The organism is Nocardia harenae NBRC 108248 (genome assembly GCF_001612885.1).
In the GTDB taxonomy this organism is placed as follows: domain Bacteria; phylum Actinomycetota; class Actinomycetes; order Mycobacteriales; family Mycobacteriaceae; genus Nocardia; species Nocardia harenae.
Window position 1 is genome coordinate 326737 of the sequence record NZ_BDBH01000002.1, and the last position, 15197, is coordinate 341933.

Genomic DNA, 15197 nt, shown 5'->3' on the forward strand with positions numbered 1-15197 from the left:
GGATCCGCGGGCCGCTGTCGATTCGCCGGGTCGGCCGGTGCTGCCCGATCGGCCGCAGACGCGGGCCCGGCGCCGGCAGCGGCGCTCGCGGGGGCCGGACCGTCGTGCTCGGCCGGGTTCGCGGCACTCACTTCGCCGCCTCGCTGGTCTCGACGGTGGGGACGGTGCTCGGCGCATCGCCGATGCCGAAGATCTGCTCCCAGGCGGCGGTGCTGGTGAGCCGCGGGTGCGCGGCCCGGTAGCGCTGCCGCATCTCCGGGAAGCGGGCGAGCAGCTCCCTGCGCAGCCGCATCGCCTCCTTGAACAGCCCGAGCGCCTGGCGCGGGTCGCGCTTGCGGTAGACCACGCCGCGCCCGTCCGCGGTGGTGACGGTGACGCCGTCCACCTGGGAGAGCAGGAACCAGCGGGCGTCCAGCGTCGGGACGTTCAGCTGCGGGGTCTCGTGGTGCTGAGCGCGGGCCGGGCGAGCGCTGTGCACCAGCCCCTTCGCCAGCCGAGCCACCTTGGCCAGCGGGTTGCCCGGCTCGCCGACCGCGCCGACGTCGGCGTGGCTGGCCAGCGGCAGCGCGGTCGAGGAGGGCAGCACCACCGCGTCCGGGTAGCTCTTGCGCATGGCGTGCACCGCGCCGAGCGCGCTCGGCAGCAGCTCGAAGAGCTTGTCCGGGCCGGCCAGGAAGTCGCGGATGGCCTGGTTCTGGATGGCGACCGTGGAGTACTCCAGGCAGAGCAGGTGCTTGAGCGTCGCCTTGACCGTGTTCACCACCATCGCGCGCGGGTTGCCCGGCAGGTGCAGCGAGGCCACCACCAGCCGGTTGCGCAGGTGGAAGTAGGCCTGCCAGTCGATGGCGTCGTCCTTGTCGCTCCACGCCATGTGCCACACCGCCGCGCCGGGCAGCGTGACCGTGGGGTAGCCCGCGGCGCGGGCGCGCAGCCCGTACTCGGCGTCGTCCCACTTCAGGAAGAGCGGAAGCGGCTGCCCGAGCTCCTCGGCCACCCGGCGCGGGATGACGCAGGTCCACCAGCCGTTGAAGTCGACGTCGATGCGGCGGTGCAGCAGCTTGGAGTTGTCCCGGTCGCGCAGCGGGTACTTGGCGAAGTCGTGGTCGTACTCGACGTTCTGCGCCGCGGTCCACATGAAGACGCCGCGGTCGATGACCTCGCCCATGACGTGCAGGTGCGAGCGCTCCTGCAGGTTGAGCATGTGCCCGCCGGTGAGGACAGGGGACTTGGCGAAGCGGCTGAACGCCAGCGCGCGCAGGATGGAGTCGGGCTCGATCTCGATGTCGTCGTCCATGTAGACGATGAACTCGGCGTCGGTGGTCTTCAGCGCCTCGTACATGACCCGGCTGTAGCCGCCGGAGCCGCCGAGGTTGGGCTGGTCGTGGATGGCGAGCCGGTCGCCGAGCACGGCGGCGGCCGCGGCGAAGCCGGGCTCGTCGACCACCTTGCGGGTGCCCTGGTCCGGGATGATCACCGCGCGGGTGCGCTCGAGCACCAGCGGGTCGGAGCCGAGCGCCTCGAGCGTCTTCACCGCGTCGGTGGGGCGGTTGAAGGTGGGCATGCCGATGGCGATGGTGCCCTGGCCGGGCGCCTCCATCGGCGCGTACCAGCCGCCCGCGTGCAGCTCGACCGCGGTGTCGGTGGTGATGTCGAACCAGAGCCAGCCGCCGTCCTCGAACGGGCCGAGGTCGGCCTCGAAGATGACCGCGACCGGCTCGCTGCCGGAGAACTCCTCGCCGTGCACGTGGATGCGCGAGCCGTCGGCCTTGGAGCGGTAGAGATCCACCCGGCCGTGGCCGGTGAGCTCCAGCTTCAGCAGCACCGAGTCCAGCACGCTCCAGCGCCGCCAGTAGCTGGCGGGCAGCGCGTTGAAGTAGGTGCAGAAGGAGACCTCGGATTCCGCGCCGACCGCGAGCGAGGTGCGGGTGGTGGCATGCGCGCGGCGCGCGTTGGTGGCCGATTCCTCCAGGTAGAGGGTGCGGACGTCGAGCGGCTCGCCCGGCCGCGGCAGGATGACGCGCGCCAGCAGCGCGTGCGAATCGTTGTGCAGCAGACTCATTCAGGACTCCTGGTCGTCGGCGAGCGGCGCGCCGTTCTCCAGGTGCGGGCGCAGCACGTTGTCGAACTTGCTCAGCGCGCTGCCGATCGCCATGTGCATATCGAGGTACTGGTAGGTGCCGAGGCGGCCGCCGAAGATCACCTTCGCCTCGGCGGTCTCCCGCTTCGCCCGGTCCCGGTAGGCCTTGACCTTGGCCCGGTCCTCCGGGGTGTTGATCGGGTAGTACGGCTCGTCGCCGGTCTGCGCGAAGCGGGAGTACTCGCGCATGATGACGGTCTTGTCGGTGGGGTAGTCGCGCTCGGGGTGGAAGTGGCGCGGCTCGATGATCCTGGTGTAGGAGACGTCGCCGTCGTTGTAGTTCATCACCGAGGTGCCCTGGAAGTCGCCGGTGGCAAGCACCTCGGTCTCGAAATCGATGGTGCGCCAGCCGAGCTCGCCCTCGGCGAAGTCGAAGTAGCGGTCCAGCGGGCCGGTGTAGACGACCGGGGCGTCCGGGCTCTGCGCGCGCAGCTCGTCGCGCACGTCGAACCAGTCGGTGTCCAGCCGGACCTCGATGAGGTCGGAGGCGGCCATGTTCTCCAGCCACTTCGTGTACCCGTGCTTGGGCAGCCCCTCGTAGGTGTCGTTGAAGTAGCGGTTGTCGAAGGTGTAGCGCACCGGTAGCCGGGTGATGTTGCCCGCGGGCAGTTCCTTGGGGTCGGTCTGCCACTGCTTGGCGGTGTAGTCGCGGATGAACGCCTCGTAGAGCGGGCGCCCGATCAGCGAGATCGCCTTCTCCTCGAGGTTCTGCGCGTCGCCGGTCGCGATCTCCGCCGACTGCTCGGCGATGAGCCGACGCGCCTCCTCGGGCGTGAAGTAGCGGCCGAAGAACTGCGAGATCAGCCCGAGCCCCATCGGGAACTGGTAGGCCTGCCCCTTGTGCAGCGCGAAGACGCGGTGCTGGTAGCCGGTGAACTCGGTGAACTGCGTGACGTAATCCCACACCCGCTTGTTGGAGGTGTGGAAGAGGTGCGCACCGTACTTGTGGATCTCGATCCCGGTCTCGGGTTCCGGTTCGGAGTAGGCGTTGCCGCCGATGTGCGGGCGGCGATCGAGCACGAGCACCCGCTTACCGAGCAGGTTCGCGGTGCGTTCGGCGATGGTCAGCCCGAAGAAACCGGAGCCGACGACGATGAGATCGAAGGGGGCAGATGCGTTACCGGGGGACGATGCGACGGTCACGGTGGCCCAGCGTATCGGACGCCATCCCCGGCTTCCGGCGCAGTCGAAACTCCCGCCGAACCGCAGGTGGGTGCGATCAGGCCGGGAATCCGGCGTCGAGTTCGACGAGCTCCCGCTCGGTGTGCAGCCGCCAGGCGTGTTCCCCCAGCTCGGCTCCGCTGATCCGGGTCAGCTCGAGGCCGGGCGGGATCGCCTCCGGGTGCGCGTCGACGATCATCTGGGCCGCACTGCCCTCGATGAGTGAGCCGATATTGAGCAGGCCGATGTTCACCGGGGTATCCCGGAGCTCCTGTTCCAGAAGAAATTGAGCATTGGTTCAACTTGCTCGACGGTAGAGCAAATTGAACCCGAGCTCAACTTCTAGCCCGCTTCGTAGAATCGCGAGATGCCCACCGAGAAGCCGCTCCGCCGCGACGCCGTGCGCAACCGCGACGCCCTGGTGGCCGCCGCCCGCGCGGTCTTCGACGAGAAGGGCCTGGACGCGCCGCTCAAGGAGATCGCCGCGCGCGCCGGCGTCGCCATCGGCACGCTCTACAACCGCTTCCCCACCCGCGACGCACTGATCGCCGCCGCCGTCGCGGACCGCATGGAGCTCGGGCTCGAGGTCGCGCGCGCCGCCGCCGCGGTCGCCGACCCGTGGGACTCCTTCGTCGCCCTGGTCGAGGGTGTCTGCCGGCTCCAGGCCGACGACCGCCTGCTCGGCGACCTCGCGGTCCGCGCCGCCCCCAGCACCGAGATCGCCGCCGCCCGCGAGGCGGGCCACGCCGTCATGCGCGACATCGTCGCCCGCGCGCACCGCGCCGGCGTGCTCCGCACCGACTGGACCCTCGAAGACCTCGCCTTCGTCATGTGGTCGCACACCCGCGTCCTCGCCGTCACCGCGGGCATCGCCCCCGAAGCCTGGCGCCGCAACCTCGGCCTGCTCCTGGACGGTCTGCGAGCCGAAGCCGCCCACCCCCTCCCCGCGCTCCCGCTCACCCCCGAACAATTGGACGCGGCCCTGCTCGCCTCCGGCAAGGTCGGTCGGTGACCTCGGGGCGGTGAGCACCGGGTCCTCCGCGTCCCGGCGCCGGACCAGCAGGGACTGGCCCGGCGTGCGGTACCTACATGTCGAGCGCGAAGGCAGCCATGGCGTCGCGGACGAACTCGGCGGTGCCCGCTCCGTGCACGTCGTAGTTGGCGCGGAAGCGGTCGTCGGCGACGTACATCTCGCCGAGGCCGGCGAAGGCCTCCGGGGTGACCGGGCGGCCCTGCCAGCCGAGCGCGACCCAGTCGCGGAGCCTGGCGGTGAGGGCCTTGGCCTCGGGGCCGGCGGGGTCGGCGCCTGCGGCGTGCAGGCGGCCGTACTCGGCGGCGATGTCGAGCTGGGTCTGCTGGAACTGCTGTTTCTGCTCGGCGGTCAGCGAGCGCCACCAGTGGTCGCCGTTGTCGTAGGCGTCCCTGCCCCAGCGGTCGATGACCTCGTCCCGGTACTGCGTGTTGTCGAACCCGTCGAATACTTCGGATGCCACGAGCCGTTCACCTCTCTCTGTTTTCTCGAGTGTCGTGGTCACCGAGTCGATCAGGCGCCGGATCCGATCCTGTTCCTGCCACAGCAGGTTCAGGTGCGTGCGCAGCGCCGCCGCGGGTTGCTGCTCGCCCGCGAGCACCTCGGCGATGACCGGGAGGCCGATGCCGAGTTCGCGGAGCAGCAGGATGCGTTGGAGGCGCAGGAGGGAGTCCTGGTCGTAGTAGCGGTACCCGTTGGTCCCGACCCTGGTGGGCGGCAACAGCCCGAGCTGCCCGTAGTGGCGCAGCGTCCGGCTGGTGGTCCCGGCCGCCCTGGCCAGGTCCTGGATGGACCATTCGCCGTCGCGCGTGCCCGCTGCCATGTCCCTGACTCTCCCTGATCTCGTCGGTGAAATCAGGATGGGCGTTGACGTAGCGTCAAGGTCAAGGATTCTCCGGGATCATCGAGAGCAGCGTGTCGAAGTCGACGACCTGGGCGCCGAGGGTTTCGGTGGCGATGATGACGCCGTTGGCGAAGAGCTGGTAGGTGCCCGCGCCGAGCGGGAGGTCGAGCTCGGGGCCGACGGGGGCGCCGACGGCGCTCTGCTCGCCGCCGATCCGCTGGTACTCGACCTGGATGGCGGTCGGGCCGTCGATGGCGGTGTCGACCCGCGGGTCCTGCGGGACGGGGTCGGGACGCAGGTAGGGGTTGGGGGGCAGGTCGGCCGGGAGCGGGCCGATCTCGAAGGTGTCGATATCGGCGGGCTCGCCGCCGTCGGGGGCGGCGGAGTACTCGGAGCGCAGCAGGTGGCCGTCGCGCAGCAGCACGGTGCCCGCGGTCGAGGCGACGGCGACGGCGGCGCGCGGATCCTCCCGCTCGGTGCCGGGGTACATCTGGCAGTCGGTGCTGTCGCAGGTCTGCGCGTAGTCGTAGCGCTGCTCGGCGAGCGCGTACGAGCGGGCCGCGACGGCCTGCGCGCGCAGCGCCTCGCCCGCCCCCTTGTCCGCCCAGTTCGCCTGCATCTCGGTGGGGACGACGCCGAGCAGGTAGTCCTCGACGTCCACCTCGTTGACGGTGCGCGCCGCGCCGTCCTCCAGCGCCACGCCGAGCGCGCCGCGGTAGCCGGTGCCGCCGCACAGCCTGAGGTGCTCGGCGGGCGGCCGGTTCGGGCCGAGGTCGATCGGGTAGACCCACGGGTCGTCGGTGGCGCCCTGCCACACCACCTCGCCGTCGCAGCCGAGCGTGACCAGGACGTTCGCGCCGCCGTCGGGCAGCGCCGTGAGGTGCGCGACCTGCCCCGGCTCCAGCGCGCGGCCCGCCACGATCGCGCCGGCGTCGGCGTAGGTGTCGAGCGAGGAATCGTCCTGCGTCTGCAGCCGGACCCGGAGCAGCGTCGGAGCGATCCGGCCGAGTTCGGCGCCCGGGTAGTAGTGCGCCAGGATGCGCTCCGCGTTCCAGCCGTCCTGCGCGCTCTCGAAGGCGCCGTGCTGGCTCAGGCCGCGACCGTGACCGTCGCCGGTGGTCACCCGGTAGGGCGCGCCGGGCCAGGCGAGGGTGGCCACCAGCGCCGCGAGTGCGAGCGCGCCGCAGGCGATCAGCAGCCGGCGCGGGAATAGCGCCGGGTCCGGGTTGCGGCTGCCGCGCCGCCCCCGGCGTCGATGGATTCGCTGCACGACGAACTCCCTTCGAACGGCATGTCGTAGCGCCCGCACTAGCAGATCGGAAGCTACATTCGAGCAATCACCTCAACCTCGACCAGAGGTTTAGATATGTGACAATAGTGACTAGTGTGATAGCAGAACCGTCTGACACGCAACCCCTCGAATTGCGCAGCTTGATCCACCGTTCCGCCTGATTGGAGACGCTCGTGCCCTCTCGCAAACCGAAACGCTCCTACGTTCTCCCGGTTGTGGCGATTCTGGCGGTGGCAGCTCCCCTCGCGACGTTCACCCTGAGCGATTCCGCCCGCTACGACGCAGCGAACGAAAGTGAACTCGCCGCGATCCCAGCGCAATTGGCCGAGGCGGCGCTCAGCGCCGCCCCCGACGTGGTGCTCCCGCTCGCCGAGCTGACCGGGCTCGACCTGCCCGACCTGCGCCTCTCCGATTTGCGCATGCTGCCGCTGCCGGAGTCGGTCCCGGTGCCGCCGGGAATTCCGGCGCCGCCGGGAGTCGCGCTGCCCTCGCGGGTCCCGCTGCCGCGGCTCGGCGGCACCCGGTTCATCGCCGACCCCGGCCGTCTGGAACCGGGCACCTCCCCGGCGACCCCCGCGCTCACGCCGGGCGCGCTCCCGGCCGAGTACGCCGACCTGGTCGGCGCAGGCGTCAAGCAGATCTCCAGGGAGCAGCCGTTCAGCATGGTCGCGCTGACCGCCGCCGACCTGTCGGGCACCAGCGCCCTGGTCCGCGCCGCGGCGCCGGACGGCAGCTGGGGCCCGTGGTTCGACGCCGAGCCGGTGGACACCGGCGCCTCCGACCACAGCGGCCCGCCGCGCACCGAGGGCACTGAGCCGGTCTACGTCGGCAGCACCAACGCGGTGCAGGTGCTGGTCACCAGGGCGGCGCAGCCAGGCCCGTCGATCACCCCGATCGCCGAGCAGATCGACCCCGCGCACGGCACCCCCGACCTCACCGCCGTGCTCATCGACCCCGGCCGCGCCGACATCGACGGCGGGCTGAGCGAGATCGCCGGGGCACTGCCGGACGGCGGGCCGCGGGTGATCGGCCGCGCGCAGTGGGGCGCGGACGAGTCGATTCGCTGCTCCGAGCCCACCTACGACGACATGCTCGGCGGCGTCACCGTGCACCACACCGCGGGCCGCAACGACTACACCAGGGCCGAGTCGGCGGGGATCGTGCGGGCGATCTACGCCTACCACGCGGAGACCCTGGAGTGGTGCGACATCGGCTACAACGCCCTGGTCGACAAGTACGGGCAGATCTTCGAGGGCCGGTACGGCGGGCTGGAGCGGCCGGTGCAGGGCGCGCACGCGGGCGGCTTCAACGAGAACACCGCCGGGGTCGCGCTGATGGGCAACCACGAGGCCGAGGCGCCGACCAGCGTGGCGATCAACGCGGTCGGGCAGTACGTGGGCTGGCGCACCAGGATCGCCGGGCTCGACCCGAAGGGCGAGACGCTCATGTACTCCGAGGGCACCGAGTTCACCCCGTACGCCGAGGGCGAGGAGGTGGCGCTGCCGATCGTCTTCGCGCACCGCGACGTCGGCCACACCACCTGCCCCGGCGATGCCGCCTACGAACTGATGGACCGGATCCGCGATATCGCCGCGGGCGGTCCGGAGATGAGCACGCCGCAGGGCAATTCCAGCGCCGATCTCAACGCGCTCGCGAACCTGACCGGGAAGCTGCTGCAGATGGTGAACGAGAACATCATCGCCAGGTACTACGCGGAGAAGGGCGGCGCGGCGAGCCCGCTCGGCGACGCCGTCTCCGAGCCGCTGCCCGCGACGCAGGGGCAGCAGTACGCCCGGTTCACCAACGGCTACGTCTACACCGCGCCGACCGGGCAGGTGGTCGAGGTGCTCGGCGCAATCCTGGACCGCTTTCTGCAACTCGGGGCCGATGCCGGGGTGCTCGGGCTGCCGCTGGCCAATGCCTACCCGGTGCCGGACGGGCTGCGCGCCGACTTCCAGCACGGGTCGCTCATCCTGAACCAGATCACCGGAATCGTGACGACGATCTGGAAGACCTACAACGACACGTACCAGGAAGAGATGCGCAAGGACCCGGCCGCCGCGCCGCTCCCGGCACCAGCACCGGCACCGGCGGGTTGAGAACCTGGCCCCGGCCGGTCGAGGGCCCCGGCCGGGGTCAGCTCCACCAGCGCTCCAGCACCAGGGCGACACCGTCATCGGCATTGGTCTCGGTGACCTCGTCGGCCGCGGCCAGCGCCTCCGGGTGCGCATTCCCCATGGCGACGCCGTGCCCGACCATGCTCAGCATCGGGACGTCGTTGGGCATGTCGCCGAAGGCGACCGCCGACGCGGGCGCAACGCCGAGCCGCTCGGCCACCGCGGCCAGCCCGGAGGCCTTGGTCACCCCGGGCGCGGAGAGCTCGATCAGCCCGTTGTCGGTGGAGTAGGTGATGTCGACGGCGTCCCCCACCTCGGCCGCCAGCGCCGCCCGCATCTCCCCGCTGCGCGCGCCGACCAGCCGGATCAGCATCTTGATGGCGGGGGTGTCGATCACCTCGGTGCGCGCCACCGCGGTGTCGTCCGGGTTCAGCCAGGCGTGCTCGTAGGAGGGGGTGCTCACGAACTGCGGGGTCACCGCGTCGTGCGCGCTCTCCCCGACCCGCTCGGTGGCGAGGCCGCAGCCGGGCAGCGCGCGCTCGGCGACGTCGGCGAGCCAGGCCAGCGTCTCGACGTCCAGGGTGCGGCTGATCAGCACCCGGTCGGCCGCGCTGTCGTAGACCACCGCGCCGTTGCCGCAGACGCAGAGCGGCGCGAAGCCGAGGCCGTCGATCACCGGGTGCACCCAGCGCGGCGGGCGGCCGGTGGCGAGCACGAACGGCACGCCGTCGGCGACGACCGCGCCGACGGCGGCCTTGGTCCGCGGGGTCACCCGCTCGTCGTGGTCGATGAGCGTGCCGTCCACATCGGAGGCCACCAGCTCGGGCTTGGGTAGGTGCAGACGGGTCACCCACCCATCCTGCCGGATCGCGCGGAGCCGCGGTCGCCGATACACAGCATGCGGGACCGGGACCGCCGTCCCTATGATGCGGGGATCAACATCCGGCCGACGAGTGACCCAGGGGACCGATGACGGGCTTTCTGCTCCGACGCGCGCTGAACTACGTCGTGCTGCTGATCCTCGCGTCGTTCCTCACCTTCAGCCTCGCCTCGCTGACCTTCCGCCCGCTGGACAGCCTGGAGCAGCGCAATCCGCGGCCGCCGCAGTCGGTGATCGACGCCAAGGCCGAGGAACTCCATCTGAATGACCCGATTCCGGAGCGCTACCTCATCTGGGTGGCAGGCGTGGCGCACGGCGATTTCGGCACCACCCTCACCGGGCAGCCGGTGAGCGAGGAGCTGGGCCGCCGGGTGCTGGTCAGCCTGCGGCTGCTGATCATCGGCTCGATCATCGGCACCGTGCTCGGCGTGCTGATCGGCGCGGCGGGGGCGATCCGGCAGTACAAGTTCAGCGACTACTTCACCACCATCGTCTCGCTGCTCATCCTCAGCACGCCGATCTTCCTGCTCGCGACGCTGCTCAAGTACGGTGCGCTACAGATCAATACGGCCACCGGCACGCAGATCTTCCTCTACACCGGCGAGACCTCGGCGAACGCCATCGTCGGGTTCGGGCCGCAGCTGCTGGACCGGGTGCAGCACCTGGTGCTGCCGACGCTGGCACTGGCGCTCGGCGGCATGGCGGGGTACAGCCGCTACCAGCGCAATGCCATGCTCGACGTGCTGCAGAGCGATTTCATCAGGACCGCGCGGGCCAAGGGGCTCACCCGGAGCCGCGCGCTGTACAAGCACGGGCTGCGCACCGCGCTGATCCCGATGGCGACGCTCTTCGCCTACAGCTTCGGCGGGCTCATCACCGGCGCCGCCTTCACCGAGAAGATCTTCGGCTGGCACGGCATGGGCGAGTGGCTGGTCGACTCGATCAATGCCCAGGATCTGTACGTAGTGGTGACGGTGACCGCCTTCGCCGGGCTGGTGGTGCTGATCTCCGGGCTGCTCTCCGACGTCGTGTACGCCGTCCTCGATCCACGGGTGCGTGTGGGATGACCGAAGCCGAGCTCATCGTCCAGGGCGCGCCGGAGCCGGCCGCGGCGGCCGGGCGCAAGAAGCTGGTGCTGCGCCGCTTCCTGCGGAACAAGCCCGCGGTGGTCGGCGGAGTCGTGCTGATCCTCATGGTGATCGCGAGTTTCGCGCTGCCGCCGCTGCTGAAGTGGGACTACCAGCAGCTCGATTACACCGCGCTGCTGCAGCCGCCGAGCCCGAGCCACCCGTTCGGCACCAACCAGATCGGCCAGGACGTGCTCGCGCAGACCCTGCGCGGCTTGCAGAAATCGCTGACCATCGGCTTCTTCGTGGCGATCTTCAGCACCGCCATCGCCGCCATCGCGGGGGCGCTGGCCGGGCTGCTCGGCGGCTGGACCGACCGGGCCATCATGTGGTTCGTCGACCTGCTGCTGGTGGTGCCGAGCTTCATCATCGTCGCGATCTTCGCGCCGCGGACCAAGGGCAGCGGCTCGATCGTGCTGCTCATCGTCTTGCTCGCGGTGTTCAGCTGGATGATCAGCGCGCGCATCGTGCGCGGGCTCACGCTGAGCCTGCGGGATCGCGAATTCGTCAGGGCCGCACGGTACATGGGCGCCTCCACCTGGACCGTGATCATCAGCCACATCGTGCCGAACATCGCCTCGATCCTGATCATCGACACCACGCTCAGCGTCGGCGCGGCGATCATGGCCGAGACCGGGCTCAGCTTCCTCGGGTTCGGCGTGCAGAAGCCGGATGTCTCGCTCGGCTCGCTGATCGCCGAGGGCACTCGCTCCGCGCTCACCTACCCGTGGCTCTTCCTCTTCGCCGGCGGGCTGCTGATCCTCGTCGTGCTCTGCGCCAACCTGGTCGGCGACGGCCTCCGCGACGCCTTCGATCCCACCGCGGCGCGGGCGCGGTCCAAGAAGTCGGAGAAAGCGGCATGAGCGAGTCAGGCCCGGAGGCGGGAGCGCAGCGTAGCCACGGAGGGCCCTCGCTCGTGCCAAGTGGAGACAGCATGAGCGAGTCAGGCCCGGAGGCGGGAGCGCAGCGTAGCCACGGAGGGCCCTCGCTCGTGCCAAGTGGAGACAGCATGAGCGAGTCAGGCCCGGAGGCGGGAGCGCAGCGTAGCCACGGAGGGCCCTCGTCCATGCCCGGAGAGCACAGCATGAGTGAGCCGCTGCTCGAGGTGCGGGATCTGCAGGTCTCGTTTCCCGGGGAAGAGGGGCGCATCGACGCGGTGCGCGGGGTGGATTACACCGTCTCCGACGGCGAGGTACTCGCCATCGTCGGCGAATCCGGCTCCGGCAAGTCGGTCTCCTCGCTGGCCGTCATGGGCCTGCTGCCCGACCAGGCGCGGGTGCGCGGATCGATCCGGCTGCGCGGCCGGGAGCTGCTCGGCCTCGGCGACCGCGAGCTCTCCAAGCTGCGCGGCAGCACGGTGAGCATGGTCTTCCAGGACCCGCTCTCCGCGCTCACCCCCGTGTACCGGGTGGGCGAGCAGATCGCGGAGGCGCTGCTCGCACACGGGAAGATGGGCAAGGCCGCCGCGGCGAAGCGCGCGGTGGAGCTGCTCGACCTGGTCGGCATCCCGGAGCCGGAGCTGCGCGCCAAGGCCTTCCCGCACGAGTTCTCCGGCGGCATGCGCCAGCGCGTGGTGATCGCCATGGCGATCGCCAACGACCCGGCGCTGATCATCTGCGACGAGCCGACCACCGCGCTCGACGTCACGGTGCAGCAGCAGATCCTCGGGCTGCTGCGCAAGGCCCGCGACATCACCGGCGCAGGCGTCGTGATGATCACCCACGACATGGGCATCGCCGCTACCCTGGCCGACCGGGTCGCGGTCATGTACGCGGGCCGGATCGTGGAGACGGCGAGCGCGTCCGAGCTCTTCGGCTCACCCCGGATGCCGTACACCGTCGGGCTGCTCGGCTCCATCCCGCGGATGGACGGCCCGGCCCGCAGGCCGCTCATCCCCATCGTCGGCGCCCCGCCCGCCATGCACGCGCTGCCGCCGGGCTGCTCGTTCGGCCCGCGCTGCCCGGTCGCCGCCGACGACTGCCTGGCCGCGGAGCCGCCGCTGGCCGAGGTGGCGCCGCGGCACCGCGCGGCCTGCATCCGCACCGGGGAGATCACCTCTGCCGAGCTCTTCGGCGCCTATCGGGCCGAGATCGCCGCGCCGCCGGAGCCGGCCACCGCCGCGAAACCGGAGGTGGTGCTGCGAGTCTCCGGGCTGGTCAAGACCTTCCCGCTGACCTCGGGGCTGGTCTTCAAGCGGAAGAAGGGCGAGGTCCGCGCGGTCGACGGGATCGACCTGGAGGTGCGCGAGGGCCGCACGCTCGCGCTGGTCGGCGAGTCCGGGTCGGGCAAGTCGACCACGCTGAGCCAGATCCTGGACCTGGCCCGGCCGCAGGAGGGGCGGATCGAGATCCTCGGCACCGATGTCGCTGCGCTCACCGGCGAGCGCAGGCGGGAGCTGCGCCGGGCCATGCAGATCGTCTTCCAGGACCCGACCGCCTCGCTGGACCCGCGGCTCCCGGTCTTCGACGCCATCGCCGAGCCGCTGCGCATCGATAAGCGGCCGCGCGCCGAGATCGCGCGCCGGGTACCGGAGCTGCTCGCCCAGGTCGGGCTGCGGCCGGAGCACGCGGAGCGCTACCCGGCCGATTTCTCCGGCGGCCAGAAGCAGCGGATCAGCATCGCGCGGGCGCTCGCGCTCGCGCCCAAGCTGCTGGTGCTGGACGAGCCGGTCTCCTCGCTGGACGTCTCGATCCAGGCCGGCGTGCTGAACCTGCTGCGCACGCTGCAGGCCGAGCACCAGCTCTCGTACCTCTTCGTCTCGCACGATCTCTCGGTCGTCCGCAATCTGGCGCACGACATCGCGGTCATGTACCGCGGCAAGATCGTCGAATCGGGGCCCGCGGAACAGATTTTCGCGGACCCGCAACACGAATACACCCGCACGCTGATCGACGCGGTGCCGATTCCGGTCGTCAGCGGATAGGAGGACGACGGTGCGCAGGCGCATACCACGCTGGGTGATTCCGCTGCTGACGGCGGGGCTGGTGCTCGGTGGCTGCGCGAGCCCCGACGACCCGGCCGCGGACGGCGACGCGGCGCTCGGCAGCACCAGCGACATCAACCCGCGCGATGTCGCCGACCTGCGCGACGGGGGCAACCTGCGGCTCGCCGCCACCGCGCTGCCGCAGAACTGGAACCCGCTGCACACCGACGCCGACGGCGGGGTGAGCAGCGTCGTCCGGCCCATGCTGCCGCGCGCCTTCAATACCGACGCGTCGGGCGCGCTCAGCGTGAACACCGACTTCTTCAGCAGCGTCGAACTCACCAGCGAGCAGCCGCAGAAGGTGGTCTACACCATCGCCCCGGCCGCGGTCTGGTCCGACGGCACCCCGATCACCTGGCGCGATATCGCCGCCCAGGCCAACGCGTTGAGCGGCCGCGACCCGCGCTACCTGATCAAGATGACGAACGGCTTCGACCGGGTCTCCTCGGTCGAGCGCGGCGTCGACGACAGGCAGGCGATCCTCACCTTCGACCAGCACTACGCGGACTGGCGCGGCCAGTTCGCCGGGAACACCTTCCTGGTACCGGAGTCGGTGACAGCGACCCCGGAGGCGTTCAACGACAGCCAGGTGAACGGCATCGGCCAGACCGCGGGGCCGTTCCTGGTGCAGTCGGTGGACCGGGCACAGGGCCGCATCGTGCTGGCGCACAACCCGCGCTGGTGGGGCGACAAGCCGAAGCTGGACACCATCACCTTCTCGGTGCTCACCGACGACGCCACCATGCCCGCGCTGCAGAACAACGAGATCGACGCCATCGGCATCGCCTCCATCGACGACATGCGCACCGCGCGGGCGACGCCGGGCATCGCCATCCGCCGCGCGCCGGGCAACAGCTGGAGCCACCTGACCTTCAACGGCGCGGAGGGCTCGCTCTTCGCCGATCCGGCGCTGCGGGTGGCGATCTCCAAGGCCATCGACCGGCAGGGCATCGCGAACGCGGTGCAGAACGGGCTGGTCCAGAACCCGCGGCCACTCGGCAACCACGTCTACGTCGAGGGCCAGGTCGGGTACGTGGACAACAGCCTGCCCTTCGACCCGGCCGCGGCCGCCGCCGAGCTGGACGCGCTGGGCTGGAAGCTGGAGGGCGACGTCCGGGTGAAGGACGGGCGCAGGCTGGAGTTCCGCGACGTCATGTACAACGCGCAGTCCTGGGTGCAGATCGCGCAGATCATCCAGCAGAACCTGGCCGCCGTCGGGGCGAAGATGAGCATCGACACCAAGTCCGGCTCCGGCTACTTCACCAATGTCATCAAGCCGGGCGATTTCGATGTGGCGCACTGGGTCTGGTCCGGCGACGCCTTCCCGCTGAGCAGCCTGCCGCAGGTGTACGCCTACAACCCGGACGACCTGCAGGGCAACTACGGCCGGATCGGCACGCCGGAGATCAACGCGCTGATCGAGCGCACGCTGGCCGAGCTGGACCCGGAGCGGGCGATCGAACTCGCCAACGAGGTCGACCGGAAGCTCTTCGAGATCGGCTTCTCGGTTCCGCTGGTGCAGTCCACGGGTAACGTCGCCGTGCGTGCCGAGCTGGCGAACTACGGCGCGCCGGGGCTCGCCTCCTACGACTACACCAAGATCGGGTTCCTGAAGTGACCCCGCCGC

General features: G+C 70.7%; 12 protein-coding genes. 6 read left to right on the top strand and 6 right to left on the bottom strand.

Annotated elements, in window-relative coordinates; translation table 11 throughout:
• Window positions 1-127: 127 nt before the first annotated feature.
• The 3 genes from NH2_RS04415 to NH2_RS04425 all read right to left on the bottom strand — a co-directional run bounded on the left by NH2_RS04415 (window position 128) and on the right by NH2_RS04425 (window position 3551).
• Window positions 128-2059, bottom strand: a complete 1932-nt coding sequence (locus tag NH2_RS04415) for a glycosyltransferase (protein ID WP_067648492.1) — start codon at window positions 2057-2059, stop codon at window positions 128-130.
• A complete protein-coding gene (gene glf, locus NH2_RS04420; RefSeq protein ID WP_067648494.1) occupies window positions 2060-3280 on the bottom strand; it encodes a UDP-galactopyranose mutase in 1221 nt (406 codons plus the stop codon).
• Between the two features lie 76 nt (window positions 3281-3356).
• Entirely contained in the window at window positions 3357-3551 is a 195-nt protein-coding gene (locus NH2_RS04425; protein WP_067648497.1) for a hypothetical protein, read from the bottom strand.
• A gap of 114 nt (window positions 3552-3665) precedes the next feature.
• Here NH2_RS04425 and NH2_RS04430 point away from each other — a divergent pair, with 114 nt between their 5' ends.
• Complete coding sequence (locus tag NH2_RS04430; RefSeq protein WP_067648500.1) at window positions 3666-4310, top strand: TetR/AcrR family transcriptional regulator; 645 nt, start codon at window positions 3666-3668, stop codon at window positions 4308-4310.
• Window positions 4311-4383: 73 nt separating this feature from the next.
• On the opposite strand, the gene NH2_RS04435 is transcribed toward NH2_RS04430, so the two are convergent.
• Window positions 4384-5151 carry a MerR family transcriptional regulator gene (locus tag NH2_RS04435; protein WP_067648503.1) on the bottom strand — a complete coding sequence of 256 codons (768 nt, stop codon included), beginning with the start codon at window positions 5149-5151 and terminating at the stop codon, window positions 4384-4386.
• A 61-nt stretch (window positions 5152-5212) separates the two neighbouring features.
• Window positions 5213-6442 carry a SpoIID/LytB domain-containing protein gene (locus NH2_RS04440; protein WP_157103597.1) on the bottom strand — a complete coding sequence of 410 codons (1230 nt, stop codon included), beginning with the start codon at window positions 6440-6442 and terminating at the stop codon, window positions 5213-5215.
• Window positions 6443-6693: 251 nt separating this feature from the next.
• On the opposite strand from NH2_RS04440, the gene NH2_RS04445 reads away from it, so the two are divergent.
• A complete protein-coding gene (locus tag NH2_RS04445) occupies window positions 6694-8562 on the top strand; it encodes an N-acetylmuramoyl-L-alanine amidase (RefSeq protein WP_439951731.1) in 1869 nt (622 codons plus the stop codon).
• A 37-nt stretch (window positions 8563-8599) separates the two neighbouring features.
• On the opposite strand, the gene NH2_RS04450 is transcribed toward NH2_RS04445, so the two are convergent.
• Window positions 8600-9430 carry a Cof-type HAD-IIB family hydrolase gene (locus NH2_RS04450; protein WP_084505210.1) on the bottom strand — a complete coding sequence of 277 codons (831 nt, stop codon included), beginning with the start codon at window positions 9428-9430 and terminating at the stop codon, window positions 8600-8602.
• A gap of 119 nt (window positions 9431-9549) precedes the next feature.
• Here NH2_RS04450 and NH2_RS04455 point away from each other — a divergent pair, with 119 nt between their 5' ends.
• From NH2_RS04455 to NH2_RS04470, 4 genes are all read left to right on the top strand, one after another.
• A complete protein-coding gene (locus tag NH2_RS04455) occupies window positions 9550-10527 on the top strand; it encodes an ABC transporter permease (RefSeq protein ID WP_067648506.1) in 978 nt (325 codons plus the stop codon).
• Complete coding sequence (locus tag NH2_RS04460) at window positions 10524-11450, top strand: ABC transporter permease (RefSeq protein WP_067648509.1); 927 nt, start codon at window positions 10524-10526, stop codon at window positions 11448-11450. Before NH2_RS04455 ends, NH2_RS04460 begins: the two co-directional genes overlap by 4 nt.
• A gap of 221 nt (window positions 11451-11671) precedes the next feature.
• A complete protein-coding gene (locus NH2_RS04465) occupies window positions 11672-13510 on the top strand; it encodes an ABC transporter ATP-binding protein (RefSeq protein ID WP_067648512.1) in 1839 nt (612 codons plus the stop codon).
• A gap of 10 nt (window positions 13511-13520) precedes the next feature.
• Complete coding sequence (locus tag NH2_RS04470; RefSeq protein WP_067648515.1) at window positions 13521-15188, top strand: ABC transporter family substrate-binding protein; 1668 nt, start codon at window positions 13521-13523, stop codon at window positions 15186-15188.
• Window positions 15189-15197 lie beyond the last annotated feature (9 nt).

Coding starts and splice junctions, on each gene's coding strand:
- NH2_RS04430 (WP_067648500.1), top strand. CDS start 3,666: ATGCCCACCGAGAAGCCGCTCCGCCGCGACGCCGTGCGCAACCGCGAC.
- NH2_RS04435 (WP_067648503.1), bottom strand. CDS start 5,151: ATGGCAGCGGGCACGCGCGACGGCGAATGGTCCATCCAGGACCTGGCC.
- NH2_RS04460 (WP_067648509.1), top strand. CDS start 10,524: ATGACCGAAGCCGAGCTCATCGTCCAGGGCGCGCCGGAGCCGGCCGCG.
- NH2_RS04415 (WP_067648492.1), bottom strand. CDS start 2,059: ATGAGTCTGCTGCACAACGATTCGCACGCGCTGCTGGCGCGCGTCATC.
- NH2_RS04455 (WP_067648506.1), top strand. CDS start 9,550: ATGACGGGCTTTCTGCTCCGACGCGCGCTGAACTACGTCGTGCTGCTG.
- NH2_RS04465 (WP_067648512.1), top strand. CDS start 11,672: ATGAGTGAGCCGCTGCTCGAGGTGCGGGATCTGCAGGTCTCGTTTCCC.